Consider the following 19,399-nt stretch of genomic DNA (forward strand, 5'->3'; position numbering starts at 1 on the left):
TACTTGATCAAGGAGACACGACATGACCGGACCGCTACACGGAGTGCGGGTGCTCGTCCTCGCCGGTATGGGACCGGTGCCCTACGTTTCGATGCTGTTGGCCGACATGGGCGCCCACGTGGTGCGCGTCGTGCGGCCACCGCACCGCAGCGCACGGGCGCTGAGCCAGACCGACGCACTGCGCGACGACGCGGACCCGGTCAATCGTCATGTCGACTCGATCGCGGTCGACCTCAAGGACCCGGCCGGGGTCGAGCAGGTCATCGAACTGACCACGGCCGCCGACGTGTTCATCGAAGGCTACCGGCCGGGGGTGGTCGAGCGACTCGGACTCGGTCCGGAGGCGTTGCGTGAAAACAACTCCCGGCTCATCTACGTGCGGATGACCGGCTACGGCCAGACCGGCCCGCTGGCCCACGACGCCGGACACGACATCAACTACGTGGCGCAGACCGGCGCCCTGCACGCGATGGCCCGGCACGGCGAGGCGCCGCGGCCACCGATCAACCTGCTCGGCGACTACGCCGGCGGGGCCATGACGGCGGCCTTCGGGATCGCCTGTGCGCTGGTCGAATCGAGGACCTCCGGCCAGGGCCAGGTGATCGATGCCGCGATGATCGACGGCGTCGCTCTCCTGACGGCGAAACTGCAGGGCTTGCGGGCCGCGGGACTCTACTCCGACGAGCCGGGCACCAACTTCCTGGATTCCGGTGCACCGTTTTACGACACCTATCGGTGCGCCGATGGCGGCTATCTCGCCGTCGGTGCCCTGGAGCCGGATTTCTATCGCGAGTTCATCTCTCGGCTCGGCGTGGACAGCTCGGACTGGCCGGACCAGAATGACCGCCGCGGCTGGAATCGGCTGCGGGAACTCATTGCCGGCGCCATCAAACAGCGCTCGCGCGACGAGTGGGCGAGCATCTACGAGGGCACCGATTCGTGCGTCACCCCGGTCCTGACCTTCGACGAGGCTGCCGTGTCGCCGCACAACTCGGCACGCACCATGTATGGCAATGTGGATGGGGTGTTGCATTCGGCGCCTGCGCCCCGGTTGAGCCGGACACCCGCACGCGAACCGGCGCGTCCGCCGTCGGATCTGCGCGCCGCCGACGATGTCGCCGCCGATTGGGGACGAGTGAAGGAGCTTCGATGAAGAGTTACGACGAGTTCAGCACGCTACAGATCGATCGCCCCTGCGGCGGTGTGCTGCGGATCGTACTGGACGCACCGAATCTCAATGCGGTTGGTCCGCAGATGCATACCGACCTCACCGACGTGTGGCAGGCGATCGCCAAGGACGACGACACCCGGGTCGTCGTGATCCGCGGAGCGGGGGAGAAGGCGTTCTCCGCGGGTGGTTCCTTCGACCTCGTCGAAGAGATGGTCGATGACTTCACCTCACGTACCCGCGTGATGCGGGAGGCGCGAGACCTGGTGCGCAACATCATCGAATGTCCGCAACCGATTATCTCGGCAATCAATGGACCCGCCGCGGGTGCCGGCCTGGTGTGTGCGGTGCTCGCCGACATCTCGGTCGCCGGGCGCAAGGCCAAGATCGTCGACGGCCATGTGCGTCTCGGTGTCGCTGCCGGTGATCACGCTGCCATCGTCTGGCCGATGATGATGAGCATGGCCAAGGCCAAGTATCACTTGTTGTGCAACGAGATCCTCACCGGCGAAGAGGCCGAACGCATCGGCATGGTCTCGCTGTGTGTCGACGATGAACAGGTGCAAGACAAGGCGATGGAGATCGCCCAGAAGCTGGCCAAGGGTGCGCGGAGTTCGATACAGCTGACCAAGCATTCCCTCAACAACTGGTACCGGCAGGCCATGCCGATCTTCGACGCGTCGTGGGGACTCGAGTTCTACGGATTCGGCGGACCCGAGGTCGTCGAAGGCGTTGCCTCGCATCGGGAGAAGCGGGAGCCGAAGTTCCCATGAGCGCACGACCCCCTATCACCAAGAGACCACTGGACGGCATCACCGTCGTCGGACTGGAACAAGCGATCTCCGCGCCGCTGTGCACCCGCCATCTGGCCGACCTCGGTGCCCGGGTGATCAAGGTGGAGAACCCCGGATTCGGGGACTCCACACGGCATTACGACACCGTCGTCGGCGGCATGTCGGCGCACTTCGTGTGGCTCAACCACGGCAAGGAATCGGTCACCCTCGACCTCAAGGGCGAGGCGGATCTCGGGGTGCTCAACCGTATCCTCGAGACCACGGACGTCATCGTCTCCAACCTCGCGCCCGGCGCACTCGGCCGACTCGGACTGGGGACCGAGGAACTGGCGCAACGCTTTCCACGGCTGATCATCGTCGATATCTCCGGCTACGGCACCGGTGGACCGCTCGATCACAAGCGCGCCTACGATCTGCTGATCCAATCCGAAGGTGGTTCCTGCGCGATCACCGGAACCCCCGGTCATCCGGCCAAACCCGGCATCCCGGCCGCCGACATCGGCACTGCGCTGTATGCGTATTCGTCGATCCTCGCCGCACTATATGACCGAGAGAAGACCGGGCGCGGCACCGTCATTCCGATCGCCATGCTCGACACTGTGGCGGAGATGATGGGCTTCGCCCTCAACGGATACATCCACGGCGGCGCCGAGCCCGAACCGGTCGGCATGGGCTCACCGATGATCGCGCCGTACGGTGCGTACCCCACCGCCGATGACCAGACCGCAGTGCTCGGCACCACCAATGACCGTGAATGGTCCAGGCTCGCAACGATGATCGGTCGCCCTGAACTCGCCGCCGATCCCCGTTACGCCCACAATGACGATCGGGTCCGGGAGCGCGCCGCGCTCGACGCCGTCGTCGGGGAGTGGTGTGCGCAAAGGGGTCTCGCCGATATCCAGAAGCTCGCCGACGAGGCCGGTATCGGTAACGCGCGGCTCAACAACGTCGCCGATCTCGTCGAGCATCCCCAGCTCGCCGAACGTGATCGCTGGCGGGACATCGGCACCCCGTCGGGTCCGGTGCCCGCGCTGAAACACCCTGCCCTGGCCCGGGACTGGGAAGTGCGGTCGGGATCGGTGCCGGCGTTGGGGGAGCACACCGACGCGGTGCGGGCCGAGTTCGGCTCTCGCTGAAAGAGATCAGCGAAAGTGTGTGAGCGAGCGGCACGAGTCTCCCCGCCGGTCGAGTAAGCCCGGCGACGAAGGAGCCGAGCGCATCGAGACCATCAGCGCGGTTTGGTGACCTCGATCAGCGAGAACTGAGTGGCCTCAAAGGCTATGCCGCTCCAAGAACCCCTCGATCGCCGAGGCGAACACCTGGTTGTCGTCACCGGCGACCATATGTCCGGCAGCGCTGACATCGGCGACCTCGGCGTGTGGCACCAGTTTCAGCATGCTCGCGATGCCGGCATCGCTGACCACGTCTGACTTGCCGCCCCGCACAATCAAAGTCGGCACCGTGACCTGGCGAGCAGCCGCGGACAACCGCGCCGGGTCGGTGTGGCGGCGTGGTTCATCGTCGTCGGACCGGATGAACTCCGGGTCCCAATGCCAATACCAGCGGCCGTCATCATGCTGCCGCACATTCTTTTTCAGACCGTCCAGGTTCCGTGTGCGTTTGCGTTCCGGGTTGTAGGCAGCCACCGCATCGGCGACCTCGTCGAGCGTGGCGAAGCCGTCGACGTGATTGGTCATGAACTTCTTGATGCGGTCGATACCGGCGGGCTCGACGTCCACCACCACATCCACCAGGACGAGTGCCGTCGCGATGCCGGGATGCTCGCCGACGGTGCACAGGCTGGTGATGCCGCCAAGTGAGGCGCCCACCAGGATCGGGGCCACGTCGAGCGTCTTGACGAACTCGACCAGGTCCCCGACGAAGGCGCCGATCGCGTAGTCCTTGTCCGGTGCCCAGTCACTGTCGCCATGACCGCGCGCGTCGAGCGTGTACACGTCGTATCCGCGGTTGGCGAGGGCGGATGCGCTGCGGTCCCACGAGTGCCGGGTCTGTCCGCCGCCGTGCAGAAGAACGATCGGCGATGCGTGATCCGAGGACGGGTCGCCGCCCCAACGATCGCCGCAGATGTGGAGCCCGTTGATGTCGAGGTTGATGTCTTGTGCACTGCTGGCGACCATTTACAGAGCATATGTGTCGCACACAGGTCACCGGTGAGCCTTCCAGAACCAGTACCGAGTGGATTGACCCGCGTGTCAGGCGGTGGATTCGGCGTCGTCGGCCCAGACGCCCTGCTTTTCCAGCATCGCGACGAGTTCGTCGGCGCCGGACATGATGTGGTCGCGCATGAGGTTGATGGCGGCCTTCGAGCGACGTTTGCGCATCGCCTCGAGGATCTCCGGGTGCGCGTGCATCGTGTCGTCGCTGTGGCCTTCGATCTCGTTGTAGAAGCGGTTCGGCAGCTGCTTGACGATGCTGCGCAACATCAGTGCCAGCCGGCGCGAGTTGGCGGCGAGGTTGATGGTTCGATGGAACTCGTGGCCGAGTGCGACGATGGTGTCCGAATCGGCTTTGCTGCGCACCGCCTCCTGGTGCTTGAGCATGACCTCTTCGAGATAGTCGAGTTGGCCGGCGCTGATCTGTTTCGCGGCGCGGCCGCAGAGTTCGGCCGCGAGCTCCGCCTGCGCCCAGAAGATGTCCCGGACGTCCTGTCGGCTGAAGGCGGCGACGACGAATCCGCGGCGGGGTACCAGCTCGACGAAGCCTTCGCCGCTGAGTAGAAGAAGTCCTTCGCGGACGGGTGTGTTGCTGACCCCGACCGCCTCGGCGATGGGTTCGGTGCGCAGGAAGTCGCCGGGCTTGACCCGTCCGGAGATGATCAGTTCGCGGACGTACCCAGCCACATCTTCGGAAAGCTGCTGCTTGGGCGCGCCCACTCGCGGCAGTGATTGTGCGGAGAAAGATTGCGTCGTCACAACCGGTCCTTTCAGCATCAAGTTCCGTACATTATGCCTCATCGGACGCGCTTGAGATGGGCGGTGATCGGCGAACCGCAGCGGTGTCGCTCCTCAATCGATAGTATATTGTGCATTGGCTCACATGGGAACCTTTGTCCGGTGTTTCTGGCCTCACCTTCTACTCCGCATTGGGGTCGGAGGTGCGGCCAGACGCTGATGGTGCGCGCCCACTGCTCGATGAGGCGCGCGACTTACGACGAAGCGTCGAGAGTGACTGTCGCACTGATGGTCTCGATGCGCCACACTTCCTTGTGGCCAGCTTTCTCGGTGAGCGAGAAGGTATTCTGCCTCGGACGCCAACGAGGTGCCGGTAACCCCTGGTATCCCCGAGTGTTGCGTGTCACCCTCAGTGGGATCGACGAAAACTCCTTGTAGGACTTCGGTTTCGTCGACTTCGACGAAAGGTATCCCGATGAACGCGACTGCATTTTCCCCACCTGGAACGACCGACATCGGCAGACGCGGCCTCGGCGTCGCCGTGTTGTGCATGTTCCTGAATCTGGTCGACGGGTTCGATCTGCTGATCATCAGCTTCGTGCTGCCCAACCTGCCCACCAACTCGAATGATCCGGCCGATCCGCTCAACTTCGCGTCGACGGCGGAGAAGGGTTACATCGTCAGCTTCGCGTTGGTGGGCATGGCGGTCGGCGCAATCGGTCTGGCGCGCTTGGCCGATCGGTACGGACGGCGACTGATCGCACTGGTCGGCATCGTCGTCAACTGTGTCGGCCTCATCCTCTCGGCGCTGTCGCCCACTGCTGAGTTCATGATGGGTGCCCGGTTCATTACCGGCGTCGGTATCGGCATGATCAGCGTCGTGATCGTGGTGGCCGCTCAGGAGTCGACCGCCCCGAAGTATCGCAACCTTGCCACTGGCCTGGTGATGATCGGCTACCCGCTGGGCAGTGTGTTGGCAGCGTTGAGCACCAACGCGATCACCTCGGCATTCGGCTCGAATTGGCAGGCGCTGTTTCTGCTGGGCGCAGGATTGGCCGTAGTGGCCTTCATCGCCGCGTTCGTGGGTCTGCCGGAGTCGGTGAAGGCTGCCGAGCGGCGGTTCGAGTCTGCTGCCGGCACGGACCTCACCGCATCGGAGAAGGCGCCCTCGCTGCTGGGCAAGAAGCTGTTGGCGACCACCTTGCTGCTGTGCGTCGGCTACATGACGGTCTCGGGCGTGTTCAACTTCGCCGCCGGTCTCACCCCGGACTTCGTGAAGACCGCGATCGCCGCAGGATTCGACGCCGATCTGAGTAAGGAAGCGCTGGCTTCGGCCACTGCGGGCGCGCGGCACACCGGGCAGAATGTTGGGCTGTGGCTGTCGCTGGGCTGCCTGGTCGGTGCGATCACGCTGTCGATCCTCGGCTTGGCCATCAGTGCAGTCCGGCTGACGTGGGTGTTCTGTGGCATCGCCGTCGTCGCGATGCTGGGCTTCGCCAACGCATTCCCCGCACCCGGCCATGCGCCCACGGCGTGGCTATATGTCTGCGCAGTCGCTCTCGGGGTCGGCATATTCGGTGGGATCTCGTCCTACAGTGCGTTGGTGCCGCTCGCCTACCCGCCGCTGGCTCGCGCCAAGGGTTACGGCGCCATGCTGGGTGTGGGTCGGCTCGGGGCCATCGTCGCCCCGCTCATCAGCGCCTACCTGGTGACCGAGATCGGCGCGCAGCGCTTGTACAACTACACCAATCTGCTGTTGGTGATCTCCCTGGCGTGTGCGGTGGGGGTGGTGTTCGTGATGCGTCGACGGGGCGATGACCCGGTGGCCGCCGTGCAGCGGGCGCATACCGGTCGGTCAAGCGCCAGCGTGTAGCGCATTACCTGACCCGTGACTGCCCAGCCGACGGGTGGGCAGTCACGGTGTTTCGGGCAGCCCACGCGGACAGCAGCTTCCGGGCGTCGGCATCGCGGTCATCGGGGCCCGGTGTGTACCCCACCACGTAGACGCCGCGAGCACGCGGAATGCTCAGCGCCTCGTAGTTCGGTGCGAAACACACGCTGATCGAGTAGTGAGGAGCGCTAGCGACGATCGTATCGAGATCATCTGCCGGGTAAGGCTCAGTGGCCTCGACTTCGACAAGCTCAGCCCGGCGGATGCGCTCGCTCGCTGGCGCTCGCGGGCTTACTCGACCAGCGGGAAGGCGAGACCCTGGTCACTTACTCGATCAGCGAAAGGGAGCGGTCGTCGCAAGCTCCTCGCTTACTCAGATCGGTTGCGATTTTGTTCGGTGAGCGATGAAAACCGCAACCGATCTGTGGTTGGCGTTGGTCAGGCGGACTCGAAGGTGGCCGCCAAGCCCTGGCCACCGCCGATGCACATCGTCACCAGGCCTTTGCCGCCACCGCGTCGCTTGAGTTCGTGCAGCAGGGTGGTGGTCATGCGGACGCCGGTCGCGCCGATCGGGTGTCCGAGCGAGATGCCGGAACCGTTGACGTTCAAGCGTTCTTGGTCGTGCCACTTCCATCCCTCGAGGACGGACAGCACCTGGACGGCGAACGCCTCGTTGAGCTCGACGAGGTCGAGACCGTTGAGGAGGTCGGCGGCCGAGTCGAATCCGCCTCGGGCGGCGAGCTTCTCGACGGCGGGGACCGGTCCGATGCCCATGCGGGCGGGGTCGCAGCCGGCGGCGGCCCAGTCGGTCAGGTAACCGATGGGTTCGAGTCCGAGGTCGTCGAGTGCCTCCTCGGAGACCACGAGACATGCTGCGGCGGCGTCATTTTGCTGGCTGGCGTTGCCGGCGGTGACGGTGCCGTCCGGCATGATCGTGCGGAGCTTGGCGAGTCGTTCGACGGTGGAGTCGGGACGGATGCCCTCGTCGCGGGACACGACGACTGGGTCACCCTTGCGTTGCGGCACCGACACGGACACGACTTCGTCGTCGAACCGTCCCGCCTCCCAGGCGGCGGTCGCACGCTGATGACTCTGTGCGGCAAAGGCATCGGCGGCCTCGCGGGTGATGCCGTAGTCGCGGGCCAGGTTCTCGGCGGTCTCGATCATTCCGGAGATCTCGCCGAAGCGCCAGACCGGTTGGGAGCGTTCACGTCCGCGGTCCAGTCGGTCGTAGAGTGAGACGTTGCCGGATCGGGCGCCCCACCGGTTGGTGGTCGAGTAGTACTCGATGCGGCTCATGGATTCCACACCGCCGGCGAGGACGGTATCGGCGGCGCCGGATTGCACCATCATCGCCGCGGTGGCCAGGGCTTGCAGCCCGCCACCGCAGCGGCGATCGAGCTGCATCCCGGGCACGCTGATCGGGAGGTCCGCGTGTAGTGCGATCCACCGGCCCACACAAGGGGTTTCGGAGTTCGCATACGACTGGGCGAACACGACGTCGTCGATGCGCTCGGGATCGACGCCCGAGCGTTCGACCACGGTCTTGGCGACTGTCGCGCCGAGGTCCTCGACGGTGACGTCACGCAGGGATCCGCCGAATGTTCCGACGGGTGTGCGGGTGGGGGCCACGATCGCGGCGCGACGCACGGTTCTCTTGCTACTCATGATGTTTCGTCTCCTTCGGGTTCAGCGTCTCACATGAACCGTCCGCCGGTGACCTCCAGAACGGTCCCCGTCATGTAGGAGGACATGTCGGAGGCGAGGAACAGTGCAACGTTGGCGATTTCGGCGACCTCCCCGGCGCGGCCCATGGGGATCTCGGCCATCTTCTGATCCCACGCCTTCTGCGGCATGGCCTCGGTCATCGCGCTACGGATCAGGCCGGGCTGGATCGCGTTGATCCGGACACCATGGTGGGCAACCTCTTTCGCCGCAGCCTTGGTCATGCCGACGATGCCGGCCTTGGCCGCGGAGTAGTTGGTCTGGCCGACCATGCCTACCTTGCCGGACAGCGACGACAGGTTGACGATCGTGCCGGTCTTACGTTCGCGCATGATGGCCGCGGCCTTGCGGACACCGTTCCAGGTGCCCTTCAGGTGCACGTTGATGACCTGATCGAACTGGTCCTCGGTCATGTTGCGCATCGTCGCATCGCGGGTGATGCCGGCGTTGTTGACCATGACGTCGACCGGGCCGAAGGCATCCGCCGCGGCGGCGAGCATGGCGTCGACGTCGTCGGCGGAGGTGACATCGCAGCGCACACCGCGGGCGACATCGGGTCCGCCGAGCTGCTTGGCCGCGACTTCGGCTGCGGCGCCGTCGATGTCCGCGACGATGACGCGAGAACCCTCGGCGACGAAGAGTTCGGCGATGGCGTATCCGATGCCTTGGGCGGCGCCGGTGATGACGGCGGTTTTGTTGTCGAGGAGGGTGGTGGGCATGGGGTGGGGTCCTTTTTGGGGTGTCGTTTGTCGGGGGAGTTGCGGGAGTGGTCTCGATACGGTCGCTCCTTCGTCGCGGCCTACTCGACCAGCGGAGAAGGGGGGCGTTGCGGTGGTGGTCTCGATACGGTCGCTCCTTCGTCGCGGCCTACTCGACCAGCGAAATGAGGTGCGGCCTACTCGACCAGCGAAATGAGGTGCGGCCTACTCGACCAGCGAAATGAGGTGCGGCGTACTCGACCAGCGAGGGGGTGCGGGCTACTTCGCAGCCTTTTTGGCTTCGCGGACGAGGGCGCCGCCGACGATGAGGCGCTGGATCTCGCTGGTGCCCTCGTAGAGGCGCAGGAGGCGGACGTCGCGGTAGATGCGTTCGACCGACACCTCGCGCATATAGCCACTGCCGCCGTGGATTTGGACGGCGAGATCGGCGACCTTGCCGACCATCTCGGTGCAGAAGAGTTTTGCCGCAGACGGGGCGATACGACGGTCTTCGCCGGAGACGTACTTGCGAGCGGCGTCGCGGACCAGGGCGCGGCCGGCCATCACGCCGGTCTGTTGGTCGGCAATCATGGCCTGTACCAACTGGAAGTCGCCGATCGCGGTGCCGCCCTGGGTGGCGGTGGCCGCGTACGCGACCGACTCGTCGAGGGCCCGCTGGGCGGTGCCGACTGACAGCGCGGCGATGTGGACGCGGCCGCGGGCGAGCGAGGTCATGGCGGCGCGGTAGCCGGCATCCTCATCGCCGCCGACCAACGCCGATGCGGGGACGCGGACGTCGGTGAAGTTGACGTCGGCGGTCCAGGCGCCTTCCTGGCCCATCTTGGTGTCCTTCGGTCCGACCTCGAGGCCGGAAGTGTCTGCAGGAACCAGGAATACCGCGATGCCGGTCCCGGACTCGTCGGCGGGGCGGGTCCGGGCGAACACCACGAACAGATCGGCGAGCGGGGCGTTGGTGATGAATCGCTTCTGCCCGTTGATAACCCACTCATCGCCGTCGCGAACGGCCTTCGTACGCAGGCCGGCGGGGTTGGAGCCGGCACCCGGCTCGGTGAGGGCGAACGACGCGACCACCTCACCGGAGGCGATCTTCTCCAGCCACTGTTCCTTCTGCTCGTCGGTGCCGAAGTTCACGAGCACCTGACCGGCGATGCCGTTGTTGGTGCCGAACATCGAGCGCAGTGCGAGTGAGGTGTAGCCGAACTCCATCGCGAGCTCGACATCCTGGGTCAGGTCGAGGCCGAGACCACCCCATTCCTGGGGGATCGCGTACCCGAACAGGCCCATCTCGGCGGCCTGGGCGCGGATGTCGTCGGGGATGGCGTTGGACTCGGAGATCTCCTGCTCGCGCGGGACGACCTTGGTGCGGATGAAGTCGGCGACGACGGCCTTGATCTGGCTGAAGTCCTCGTCGCTGACTGTGGTGGTGGAGGCGGAGACGGTTGCGGTCATGGGCAATAAAATATCAATAATCACCAGGTGCTGACAAGACCTGCCATAAAAGACCAGTTCAGGGCAGATTGTTCGAGCCGGTCGCGGTGGTAATTGTCAAAAAAATATCAAAAATGAGGTTCGGCGACCCGTAGTGGGGCGTTCGATGGGGTAGTCTTCACCAGCAGCGAGCAGAGGAGATCGACGCACATGTCGACAGAGATGCGATCAGTGGGTGGCGCCGCGACGCCGTCGGTGCTGAAACAGATCGTCGCCCAGGAGATCCGGCGGCAGGTCTTCAGCGGTGAGATGCGGCCGGGGACCAAAGTCGACCAGGACGCACTCGCCGAGCAACTCGGTGTGAGCAAATTGCCGGTGCGCGAGGCGCTCATCGCCCTCGACGGTGAGGGCATCATCCAAACCGCGCCGCGGCGTGGGGCTTTCGTCGCCGAACTCTCCCGCGAGGACATCCGGGATCAGTACTGGCTACTCGGCGTGATCTCCGGTCTGGCCGCCGAGCGCGCGGCAGCCCGGCTCGACGACGATCACCTCGCCGCACTCGGCAAACTCGCCGCGCAGATGGAGGCCGACGAGTCGAGTTCGGACCACGACCGACTCAACTTCGATTTCCACCGGCTGATCAACCGGGCGTGTGGGTCGCGTCGTCTGGTCGCCGAACTCAAGCAGCTGAGCAGCTCCATCCCCAACGGCTTCTTCGAAGCGCACCCGGACATGGTGATCTCCAGCAACCGCGACCACCACGAGATCCTCGACGCGATGACCACCCGGTCCGGCGGAATGGCCCGAACCTTGACCGAGGCGCACTTCCTCCGTGGCGGCAACCATGCGGTCGCGTTGCTGGAGGATCGGGGTTTCTGGAACCGCTAGCTCGACTGCTCGGCGGCGGCGATCTCCGCGCGGACGGTGTCCATGTCGAGGTCTTCGACGGCGCCGATCAGCTGCTCGAGCTGGGCGGCGGGCAGAGCGCCGGGCTGGTTGAACACCATGATCCCGTCCCGGAACGCCATCAACGTGGGAATGGAACGGATACCGAAGCCGCCGGCGAGTTGCTGCTGCGCCTCGGTGTCGATCTTGCCGAACACGATGTCGGTGTGGGACTCGGCGGCCTTTTCGAAGACCGGACCGAACTGACGGCACGGGCCGCACCAGGAAGCCCAGAAGTCGAGCAGCACGATGCCGCCGGCCTTGATGGTGTCGTCGAAGTTGTCCAGGGTGATCTCACGAGTACTCATGGCCCGTACAACCGTCCTCGCACCAGGTAGATTCCGGCATCAACCAGTCGAATCCGACACAGGAGGATGGAACGTGATCGCGAAGGCGGTTCGTCGGGCCAAAGGGGTGGTGCCCGAGGTCACCACGATGGAGCTGTTCTTCGACCTCGTCTACGTCTTCGCGGTCAGCCAGTTGGCGTTGTTGCTGGTGCATCACCTGACGCTCGAAGGCGCGGTGCAGACGCTCGTGCTGTTCGGTGCGGTGTGGTGGGTCTGGAACTACACGACGTGGGCCACCAACTGGATCGACCCGGACCGGCTGCCGGTGCGAGTGCTGATGGTGGTGCTGATGGGGTTGAGCCTCATCATGTCCGCGGCGATCCCCGAGGCCTTCGGCGAACGCGGCATGCAGTTCGCGGTCGCGGTGGTGCTCATCCAGCTCATCCGGCCGCTGTTCATGATCGTCGCATTGCGGGGCGACCAGATCGGCCGCAATTACGTCAATCTGTTCGTGTGGTCGGCCGGGGCGGGCGTGCTCTGGATCGCGGGCGCATTTCTCGACGGTCACGCTCGGCTCATCGTCTGGGCACTCGCTCTTGCCGTCGACGTGATGGCGCCCGAGGTGAACCTGTGGGTGCCGGGGCTGGGTTCGACCCCGATGTCGACGTGGCGTCTGGAACCCGAACACCTGGTGGAACGCAATCGGCTGATCTTCATCATCGCTTTGGGCGAGACCGTGCTGTCGTTGGGTCGCGAGTTCTCCGAGACCGAGACGACGGCGATCGCCTACGTGTCGCTGATCGTCGGCTTCGCCCTGACGGTCTCGTTCTGGTGGCTCTACTTTGCCCGGCATTCGGGTGAGGCCGAGGAGCGACTCAAGGACGCCGACGACCGCACGACTCTCGCGCGTGGCGGGTATGCGTACGCCCATGCAGTTCTCGTCGGCGGGATCATCGTCTCGGCGGTGGGCGCCGAACTCATGATGGCGCACCCTCGCGAACACGCCGAACTCGCGACGGCGTTGGCCATCGCCGGCGGGCCGGCCATCTTCATGATCGGTATCACCTTGTTCGTGCGGGCGACGGGTGGTGTCGACCGCTTTGAAGGTGTCGCGGGCGCGGCGGGCATTCTGGCGCTGGTCGTGGTGGTGGTCATCGGTGCCACGGCCGGGTTGTCGCTGTTGCTGGTGTCGGCGCTGACGGTGGTCATCATGTACGCACTTGTGGGTGCGGCCGCACTGCACGCGCGCGGTTCGGCGCCGGCCGCCGCCGTACGCTGACAGGCATGCGCAAAGCACTGGCGGTCGTCGTGGCAGCCCTGTCGACGATGACCGCCGCGGTGTCCGGGATGGTGGCGTCACCTGCCGCAGCCGAGTCGTCGCTGCAGCCCGGCCGGGTACTCGGCGTCACCCAGCTGGGCGAGTGGGGAGGCCTGAGCGGCGTCATCCGGCTCTCGTACACGACCACCGACGCGCGCGGGGCGGTGGTGCCGGCGGCGGGCATCATTCGCCTGCCCACCGGGCCCCGACCGGCCGGCGGCTGGCGCATCGTCTCCTGGGCGCACGGCACGTCCGGCTCCGGCCCCGACTGCGGCCTCACCGGATCAACGGACCTCATCCGCGGCACCGCGCCGATGATCGACGACCTGAATCGGGCCGGATATGCGGTCGTGGCAACCGATTACATCGGTCTGAGTTCGAAATCGGCTGAACCCCATGCGTACCTGCAGACGCAGTCGGAGGCCACCGCGGTCATCGACATGGTCCGGGCCGCGCGGTCGATGGTTGCCGGGTTGTCGAAGACCTGGGCGGTGGGCGGGTATTCGCAAGGCGGTCAGGCGGCGCTCGGTGCCGGTCAACTCGCGCGACGGTATGCGCCCGATCTGGATTTTCGGGGCACTGCCGCGTTGGCGCCGGTATCCAACTTCGAGAGCGCGATCACCTTGCTGCGTCCCGGCTTTGGTGGGCTTCCGGCTGAGTTGTCCGCTCCGTTCGCGGCGATCCTGGCCGGTATGTCCACCGGCCAGCGCGACGTGGACGTGTCGTCGTACCTGTCACCGCTCGGCAAGCGGATCGTCGACGAGATCGGACGCTCGTGCGGGCCGGAATGGTCGTCGATCCTCAACGGTGTGAAGCCGCGCGAGTTGCTCTCGAAGTCGCTTGATGACAGCGCTTTTCGCGATGCGTTACATCGGTACATGGGGGTGCCGACCAGTGGTTACGGCGGCACGCCCATCCTGGTGGTGCACGGCGTTCGTGATACCACCGTGCCGATCCCGCTGACGCTTGCCCTGCTGCGTGAGTTCCGCAGTGCCGGAACATCATACGAGTTCAAGATGGTGAACGCGACGCATTCTGATCTGCGGGACAAGGGTGGTTCGCGGCTCGCGGTTGATTTCCTGCATCGGGTGATGCCGGCGGGATGAAGCGACGACTTCAACCGCTGATGCTGATCGAGTAAGGGTCCGAGCTCGCGAGGTGCCGCATCGAGATCGCCTGTGCGCGAATGGCCTCGATGCGCTCGGCTCCTTCGTCGCCGGGCTTACTCGACCAGCGGGTAGGGGTGGGTTCGGTCAGCGGGGGTTGGGTGGTCTCGATGCGCTCGGCTCCTTCGTCGCCGGGCTTACTCGACCAGCGGGTAGGGGCGTCGCCGGGCTTGCTCGACCAGCGGGTAGGGGCGCTCAACGAGCGGTGCGGGTGACGGCGGGTGGGGACCAGGTGCCGTCGAGGGCGGAGGGTTTGGGGGCGTAGAGGCGCAGGGTGACACCGATCGGTCCGGGCTGGGAGGGAAGCCAGTTGGCGACGCGGTCCGGCCCTGGGTTGGTGTGCTGCAGATAGAGATCCAGCGAACCATCGTCGTTGTACTGCAACGTATCCCGGTCGCCGATGGCGAACCGGTCGAGCTCGTTGGCGGTCTGGTAACCCTCGGCGTCGTACATGGTGACCGACCAGAACGCATCGACCGGCGGTAGGGCGTCGGCAGCGAAATGGATGGTATAAGCGTTGTCCCCGGTCAGCGGATTCCCGTCGGCGTCGGACACCAGGACCGGGTACATGGCATCGTCGGCGGGGTTGGCGCCCAAGCCGATCAGAGTGATGCGTGCGCGGGTCAGATAGTCGTTGCCGTAGACACCGATCGAATCGGTGATGATCTCCCAACCGTTCCGCGGTGTGCCGAGGGTGGTGAGTACCGCGATGTCGGCCAGCGCCGATTTCGCGCCCTGCTCGATCTGCGCCACTTCGTCGGCACTGAATCGGTCTGCGGAGAAATCCTCCCCCGGAACGAGGCCGAGTCGCGAGATGCGGGACAGCACAGAGAAGTCCGTCGCATGCGGTGGGTTCAGTTTCAGGACCTGTGCAGCGGCGGTGAAGTAGTCGACGGCGGAGAGTCCGTTGACCAATCGGAGGGGTTCGGCGGTGAGGTCCATGGTGTCGAGCGGGGAGGGGCCGGCCGTCACCGGCGTGGCGTCACCGATGGTCGACATCTTCCAGCCGTTCTGAAACGCGTTGACGGCGGCATAGTCGTCGGGTCCGTTCGTCTGGGTGCGGCCGACGAGCCAGGCCTGATGAGTCGGGCACGCCAGGGGTGTCGCGCCGTCCGGTAGCGGACCCGTATATCCCGGTGGCGTAAGCACATACCGCTGTGGTCCGGTGCCGGTGGTGCGCTTGCCTGGCGCGGCGAACACGTCGGTCCACATGTCCAGGATCGGCGCGAGGTAGTAGCGGTCGTCGCTGTCGGGGATCTCGAGCAGTACCGGTCCCGCGGTGAGATCGATCCACGCCGACGAGTAGAGCGTGTCGAAGTTGGGTCGGACGACCGCGCGGAACTCGGCGGGCGGGAATTGCCGGAGGTGATGAATCTCGTTGGCGGGACCGGCACCCGGGTTCGCCGATCCGGCGGCGGTCAGCTGGCGGCGGGTCACCTCCATCGTCATCAACGAATACAGATAGGTGTAGGCCTCGGCGGACAGTGTGGCGAGGTCGTCGGACAGGGTGCTCATTTGATGGGCTTTCCGGTTGGGTGACAGTGGATCTCAGGCGAGCGCTTTGGCCTTGAGTGCCTGGAACTCCGCCTCGGTGATGGTCCCGGCGTCGAGCAGGGATTTCGCCGAAGCGATCTGGTCGGCCGAGGACCGGCCGGCCACCGACTTGATGTAGTCGTCGGATTGCTGTCGCATCTCGGCCTGTGCCTCTGCGGCCCGACGCGTCATGCCGTGTCCACGGGCGATCAGATAGACCAGGGCGGTCAGCCACGGGATGAAGATCAGCAGGATGATCCACACCGCCTTCCACCAACCGGACAGTGCACGGTCGCGGAACAAGTCGGCGAGGATATAGAAGAGGACCATCAGGTACGCGACGAACGCGAAGATGACCAGCGTGTACCAGATGAAATCCCAGAATGAGTCCCACATGTCGGGTTGACTCCTTTAGCTCAGCAGAGTGTGCGGACCGGGCGGTCCATGTCCACAGCATGCCGCGCGTGCCGGGGTTCGCGGATCATACGGATCGAATGAAGACCACCCGCGGGGCGACTGCGAAGGTCATCGATATGGACGACACCGATCCGGGTTACCGCTCTCTGGAGGTCCGCAAGGCTGCGGGACTGGCGGCACGCGAGCGACTTCCGCTCGCCGAGATCGGTGAGCTGACACCCGATGCCGACGACCCGAACCGCAATCCCACCGAATTGCTGATGCGGCAGGCGAGTTCGCGGGTGCCGGAACTGATGCCGGTGCGGCATGGTCGGATGGCGCGGACCGCGTTCACGTTTTATCGCGGGGCGGCGTTGCTGATGGCCGACGACCTGTCGCGGTCGGCCAACAGCGGGCTCGAAGTCCAACTGTGCGGCGATGCGCACCTGAGCAACTTCGGATTCTTCGCGACCCCGGAACGGCACCTGGCCTTTGATGTCAACGACTTTGACGAGACTCATCCGGGGCCGTTCGAGTGGGACGTCAAGCGGCTGGTGGCCAGCCTGGTGGTCGCCGGCCTCGACAACGGGTTCGGACGCAAGGCGAGCAAACGGATCGCGCGGCACTGCGCGCGGGAGTACCGCGAGACCATCGCCGCGCAGGCGTCCCTGGGCACGCTGGAGAGCTGGTACAGCCACGTCTCACCGACCGAAGATCTGACCGAGGTACGTGCGATGGTCGACGCGAAGATGACCAAGGACATCCGCAAACAGATCGAGAAGTCGTGGCGCCGAGACAGTGCGCAGGCCCTGTCCAAGTTGACCACCGTGGTCGGCGGCGAGTTGCGCTTCATCAGTACCCCGCCGCTGCTGGTGCCGATCGAGGAACTGGCCGGTGATCACGAGACCCGTGACATCTACGCCGAGGTACAGGACCGGTTGGTGCGATTCCGCACCACGATGCAGCCGCATCACGCCGCGTTGCTCGACAAGTTCCGATTCGTCCGGATTGCCCGCAAGGTCGTCGGTGTCGGCAGCGTCGGCACCCGGGCGTGGGTGCTGCTGTTCTGCGGCAAGGACAACGGCGACCCGCTCCTGTTGCAGGCCAAGGAGGCGCAGCCGTCGGTACTCGCCGATTACGTTGCCGACCCCGGCTATGCGAATCAGGGGGAGCGGGTGGTGTTGGGACAGCGACTGATCCAGGCCACCGGCGACGTCTTCCTCGGATGGGACTCGGGCGCGGGTCTCGACGGGCAGCAGCGTGACTTCTATCTGCGCCAACTCCGCGACGCCAAGGGCTCGATCCTGATCGAGACCCTCGACGAGGAGGCACTCTCCGCCTATGGACGTGCGTGCGGACGAGTGCTCGCCTACGGCCACGCCCGTTCCGGGGATGCGGTGGCCATCGCCGAGTACCTCGGCGAATCCGACGAGTTCGACCGCGCGATGGGACGATTCGGCGAGGTATACGCCGAACGCAATGCCCGGGACCACGACTCATTCGTCGACGCCATCGACCGCGGTGTCGTCGCAGCTGTCGCGGACCTGTAGAACTATCGTGGTCGAGTCGTCGACGAAAAGGGGTCACCGTCATGCCAGGACTTCTGCGGGGCATCGCCCGTACTGCCGTGATTGCCGGCACCGCCACCTCGGTGTCCAACCGGGTGTCGCGCCGTCAGGGCGAACGCTGGGCGCGCGAGCAGTATTACCCGCAGGCCCAGACCGAGGGGGTGTATCCGGCGTTCGGGACGCCCGCGTACGCGCAGCCCACCTACGCGCCGATCCCGGGGCCGTCGTCGGGCGCGACCGCGGCGCCCGCACCGGCTCCGGGCTCATCGACCGACGACCGGCTCAGGCAACTCAAGCAACTCGGCGAGCTGCACGCGCAGGGCGCGCTCACGGACGCCGAGTTCGCTGCCGAGAAAGCGCGGGTACTCGCGTCCTGACGTGTGCCGACCCGGTTCGCGCGGGTATCCAGAGCAAACCCGCGGACAGGACGGCGAGTCCACCGGCGACCACCATCAGCGCGGCGATGTGGTCGTGGCGCATCATCACCGCGCCGACGACGGGAGCGACGATCGTCGCGACCCGGCCGAAGGCTGCGGTGACGCCGACACCGATGATGCGCACCGGTCGCGGGTAGAGCTGCACGGCGAGAGCGGCGAGGCCTGCGGCACCGGCGATCAGCCCGGCGCCGGCGACCGCGAGCAGGGGTAGGGCACTGGCCTGCAGGGCAGCGGTGATCAGCAGTGCCGCCGCGGCGATGACCAGCATGACCACCAGGGTCACCCCGAGTCCGGCCCGTCCGCGCACACCGGCGGCGACGAGCCCGCCGGCCAGACCGCCGCCGGCCATCGCGGCGAGCGTCAGCGGTGCCGCTTGCGGGCTGGCGCCGGCGACCACTGCCATCGACGGCAACCACGACTGCAGGATGCTGTAGGCGAGGAAGACGGTGAACGCCCCCGCCCACAGCGCGAGACTCGCCACACGCAGCGACGGTTGCAGCAACGGCCGCAGCGCCAGATTCGGCGAATGCACCGGCCGCCGACCGTCGACGCCGGGCCATCTCGCAATGGCGACCGCCACCGGAATCGCGACCACCGCCGGTACGACAAAGGCTGCACGCCAGCCGAACTCGGCGATCAGTGGGCCAAAGATGAGGCCGCCGAGCAGATTACCCGCGGCCAGTCCCAGGACCACGACCATCGCCGCGGACTGTCGTTGTCGCGGCATCAGATCCCCACCGATGGAGACCGCCGCAGGCAGGACCAGTCCCAACCCGATCCCGGTGACGAAGCGGACGACCTCCATCTGCCATTCGGCGGCGACGACGACGATGGGCAGGGTGGCGAGCCCGAACATCAGGACCGATCGCCACACCACCGTTTGCCGTCCCCACCGACGCGTCAGTGCGCCGCTGCCCAGGTAGCCCAGCACGGTGCCGAGGGCGGTGAGCATCAGCGCGCGCGTCAGGGACGTGGGGTGAATCCCCCAGTCCGCGGCGATCGCGGGCAGCGCGGCCGGTAGCGCTGCGGTGTCCAGACCGTCCACCACCAGCGCCGCAACCAGCAGCGCCAGCCCCGTCCGACCCACGGGGGCGGTTCGTTGCATGGGGAAA

At 65.9% G+C, this 19,399-nt stretch carries 19 protein-coding genes; 9 read left to right on the forward strand and 10 right to left on the reverse strand.

Going from position 1 to position 19,399, the window contains the following annotated elements; translation table 11 throughout:
• The first annotated feature begins 22 nt into the window (after positions 1-22).
• Genes AAFP30_RS06970 through AAFP30_RS06980 form a run of 3 tightly spaced genes read left to right on the forward strand, consistent with a single transcriptional unit; the run spans position 23 to position 3,098 of the window.
• Positions 23-1,153, forward strand: coding sequence for a CaiB/BaiF CoA transferase family protein (locus AAFP30_RS06970; RefSeq protein WP_419229137.1), 1,131 nt, complete (start codon positions 23-25; stop codon positions 1,151-1,153).
• Complete coding sequence (locus tag AAFP30_RS06975; protein ID WP_419229138.1) at positions 1,150-1,941, forward strand: enoyl-CoA hydratase/isomerase family protein; 792 nt, start codon at positions 1,150-1,152, stop codon at positions 1,939-1,941. The genes AAFP30_RS06970 and AAFP30_RS06975 overlap by 4 nt, the downstream gene beginning before the upstream one ends.
• Positions 1,938-3,098, forward strand: coding sequence for a CaiB/BaiF CoA transferase family protein (locus AAFP30_RS06980; RefSeq protein WP_419229139.1), 1,161 nt, complete (start codon positions 1,938-1,940; stop codon positions 3,096-3,098). Before AAFP30_RS06975 ends, AAFP30_RS06980 begins: the two co-directional genes overlap by 4 nt.
• Before the next feature lie 135 nt (positions 3,099-3,233).
• Here AAFP30_RS06980 and AAFP30_RS06985 read toward each other — a convergent pair whose 3' ends face one another.
• Both AAFP30_RS06985 and AAFP30_RS06990 read right to left on the reverse strand, forming a co-directional pair.
• Complete coding sequence (locus tag AAFP30_RS06985) at positions 3,234-4,100, reverse strand: alpha/beta fold hydrolase (RefSeq protein ID WP_419229140.1); 867 nt, start codon at positions 4,098-4,100, stop codon at positions 3,234-3,236.
• Positions 4,101-4,175: 75 nt separating this feature from the next.
• On the reverse strand, positions 4,176-4,895 hold the full coding sequence (locus AAFP30_RS06990; protein ID WP_419229141.1) for a GntR family transcriptional regulator: 720 nt from the start codon (positions 4,893-4,895) through the stop codon (positions 4,176-4,178).
• A 454-nt stretch (positions 4,896-5,349) separates the two neighbouring features.
• Here AAFP30_RS06990 and AAFP30_RS06995 point away from each other — a divergent pair, with 454 nt between their 5' ends.
• Complete coding sequence (locus AAFP30_RS06995; protein ID WP_419229142.1) at positions 5,350-6,747, forward strand: MFS transporter; 1,398 nt, start codon at positions 5,350-5,352, stop codon at positions 6,745-6,747.
• A 456-nt stretch (positions 6,748-7,203) separates the two neighbouring features.
• Here AAFP30_RS06995 and AAFP30_RS07000 read toward each other — a convergent pair whose 3' ends face one another.
• The 3 genes from AAFP30_RS07000 to AAFP30_RS07010 all read right to left on the reverse strand — a co-directional run bounded on the left by AAFP30_RS07000 (position 7,204) and on the right by AAFP30_RS07010 (position 10,658).
• Positions 7,204-8,433 carry an acetyl-CoA C-acetyltransferase gene (locus AAFP30_RS07000; protein ID WP_419229143.1) on the reverse strand — a complete coding sequence of 410 codons (1,230 nt, stop codon included), beginning with the start codon at positions 8,431-8,433 and terminating at the stop codon, positions 7,204-7,206.
• A 29-nt stretch (positions 8,434-8,462) separates the two neighbouring features.
• Positions 8,463-9,209, reverse strand: coding sequence for a 3-oxoacyl-ACP reductase FabG (gene fabG / locus AAFP30_RS07005; RefSeq protein ID WP_419229144.1), 747 nt, complete (start codon positions 9,207-9,209; stop codon positions 8,463-8,465).
• 258 nt (positions 9,210-9,467) lie between these two features.
• Positions 9,468-10,658 (reverse strand): acyl-CoA dehydrogenase family protein, encoded by a 1,191-nt coding sequence (locus tag AAFP30_RS07010; RefSeq protein WP_419229145.1) that lies wholly within the window; start codon positions 10,656-10,658, stop codon positions 9,468-9,470.
• Between the two features lie 189 nt (positions 10,659-10,847).
• Here AAFP30_RS07010 and AAFP30_RS07015 point away from each other — a divergent pair, with 189 nt between their 5' ends.
• Positions 10,848-11,525 (forward strand): GntR family transcriptional regulator, encoded by a 678-nt coding sequence (locus AAFP30_RS07015; RefSeq protein ID WP_419229146.1) that lies wholly within the window; start codon positions 10,848-10,850, stop codon positions 11,523-11,525.
• Here the strand turns inward: AAFP30_RS07015 and trxA are convergent.
• The gene (gene trxA, locus AAFP30_RS07020; protein WP_419229147.1) at positions 11,522-11,890 is read right to left on the reverse strand and encodes a thioredoxin; all 369 of its coding nucleotides are present in this window, start codon (positions 11,888-11,890) and stop codon (positions 11,522-11,524) included. The genes AAFP30_RS07015 and trxA overlap by 4 nt on opposite strands.
• Before the next feature lie 73 nt (positions 11,891-11,963).
• Here trxA and AAFP30_RS07025 point away from each other — a divergent pair, with 73 nt between their 5' ends.
• The gene (locus AAFP30_RS07025; RefSeq protein WP_419229148.1) at positions 11,964-13,148 is read left to right on the forward strand and encodes a low temperature requirement protein A; all 1,185 of its coding nucleotides are present in this window, start codon (positions 11,964-11,966) and stop codon (positions 13,146-13,148) included.
• Positions 13,149-13,153: 5 nt separating this feature from the next.
• A complete protein-coding gene (locus AAFP30_RS07030; protein WP_419229149.1) occupies positions 13,154-14,293 on the forward strand; it encodes a lipase family protein in 1,140 nt (379 codons plus the stop codon).
• Between the two features lie 10 nt (positions 14,294-14,303).
• On the opposite strand, the gene AAFP30_RS07035 is transcribed toward AAFP30_RS07030, so the two are convergent.
• The 3 genes from AAFP30_RS07035 to AAFP30_RS07045 are packed head-to-tail and all read right to left on the reverse strand — an operon-like array spanning position 14,304 to position 16,282.
• Positions 14,304-14,552, reverse strand: coding sequence for a hypothetical protein (locus AAFP30_RS07035; RefSeq protein WP_419229150.1), 249 nt, complete (start codon positions 14,550-14,552; stop codon positions 14,304-14,306).
• Positions 14,549-15,868 carry a DUF1254 domain-containing protein gene (locus AAFP30_RS07040; RefSeq protein WP_419229151.1) on the reverse strand — a complete coding sequence of 440 codons (1,320 nt, stop codon included), beginning with the start codon at positions 15,866-15,868 and terminating at the stop codon, positions 14,549-14,551. Before AAFP30_RS07040 ends, AAFP30_RS07035 begins: the two co-directional genes overlap by 4 nt.
• Before the next feature lie 33 nt (positions 15,869-15,901).
• Complete coding sequence (locus tag AAFP30_RS07045; protein WP_419229152.1) at positions 15,902-16,282, reverse strand: SHOCT domain-containing protein; 381 nt, start codon at positions 16,280-16,282, stop codon at positions 15,902-15,904.
• Positions 16,283-16,380: 98 nt separating this feature from the next.
• On the opposite strand from AAFP30_RS07045, the gene AAFP30_RS07050 reads away from it, so the two are divergent.
• On the forward strand, positions 16,381-17,832 hold the full coding sequence (locus AAFP30_RS07050) for a DUF2252 domain-containing protein (RefSeq protein ID WP_419229153.1): 1,452 nt from the start codon (positions 16,381-16,383) through the stop codon (positions 17,830-17,832).
• Between the two features lie 41 nt (positions 17,833-17,873).
• Positions 17,874-18,227: an SHOCT domain-containing protein gene (locus AAFP30_RS07055; RefSeq protein WP_419229154.1), complete on the forward strand. Its 354-nt coding sequence runs from the start codon at positions 17,874-17,876 to the stop codon at positions 18,225-18,227.
• Here AAFP30_RS07055 and AAFP30_RS07060 read toward each other — a convergent pair.
• Entirely contained in the window at positions 18,178-19,392 is a 1,215-nt protein-coding gene (locus tag AAFP30_RS07060; protein ID WP_419229155.1) for an MFS transporter, read from the reverse strand. The two genes, AAFP30_RS07055 and AAFP30_RS07060, sit on opposite strands and share 50 nt — an antisense overlap.
• Between the last annotated feature and the right edge of the window lie 7 nt (positions 19,393-19,399).

Origin of the sequence: Gordonia sp. CPCC 205515 (assembly GCF_048537925.1) — a bacterium.
In the GTDB taxonomy this organism is placed as follows: domain Bacteria; phylum Actinomycetota; class Actinomycetes; order Mycobacteriales; family Mycobacteriaceae; genus Gordonia.

Coding starts and splice junctions, on each gene's coding strand:
- AAFP30_RS06970 (WP_419229137.1), top strand. CDS start 23: ATGACCGGACCGCTACACGGAGTGCGGGTGCTCGTCCTCGCCGGTATG.
- AAFP30_RS06975 (WP_419229138.1), top strand. CDS start 1,150: ATGAAGAGTTACGACGAGTTCAGCACGCTACAGATCGATCGCCCCTGC.
- AAFP30_RS06980 (WP_419229139.1), top strand. CDS start 1,938: ATGAGCGCACGACCCCCTATCACCAAGAGACCACTGGACGGCATCACC.
- AAFP30_RS06985 (WP_419229140.1), bottom strand. CDS start 4,100: ATGGTCGCCAGCAGTGCACAAGACATCAACCTCGACATCAACGGGCTC.
- AAFP30_RS06995 (WP_419229142.1), top strand. CDS start 5,350: ATGAACGCGACTGCATTTTCCCCACCTGGAACGACCGACATCGGCAGA.
- AAFP30_RS07000 (WP_419229143.1), bottom strand. CDS start 8,433: ATGAGTAGCAAGAGAACCGTGCGTCGCGCCGCGATCGTGGCCCCCACC.
- fabG (WP_419229144.1), bottom strand. CDS start 9,209: ATGCCCACCACCCTCCTCGACAACAAAACCGCCGTCATCACCGGCGCC.
- AAFP30_RS07010 (WP_419229145.1), bottom strand. CDS start 10,658: ATGACCGCAACCGTCTCCGCCTCCACCACCACAGTCAGCGACGAGGAC.
- AAFP30_RS07015 (WP_419229146.1), top strand. CDS start 10,848: ATGTCGACAGAGATGCGATCAGTGGGTGGCGCCGCGACGCCGTCGGTG.
- trxA (WP_419229147.1), bottom strand. CDS start 11,890: ATGAGTACTCGTGAGATCACCCTGGACAACTTCGACGACACCATCAAG.
- AAFP30_RS07030 (WP_419229149.1), top strand. CDS start 13,154: ATGCGCAAAGCACTGGCGGTCGTCGTGGCAGCCCTGTCGACGATGACC.
- AAFP30_RS07040 (WP_419229151.1), bottom strand. CDS start 15,868: ATGAGCACCCTGTCCGACGACCTCGCCACACTGTCCGCCGAGGCCTAC.
- AAFP30_RS07045 (WP_419229152.1), bottom strand. CDS start 16,282: ATGTGGGACTCATTCTGGGATTTCATCTGGTACACGCTGGTCATCTTC.
- AAFP30_RS07050 (WP_419229153.1), top strand. CDS start 16,381: ATGAAGACCACCCGCGGGGCGACTGCGAAGGTCATCGATATGGACGAC.
- AAFP30_RS07055 (WP_419229154.1), top strand. CDS start 17,874: ATGCCAGGACTTCTGCGGGGCATCGCCCGTACTGCCGTGATTGCCGGC.
- AAFP30_RS07060 (WP_419229155.1), bottom strand. CDS start 19,392: ATGCAACGAACCGCCCCCGTGGGTCGGACGGGGCTGGCGCTGCTGGTT.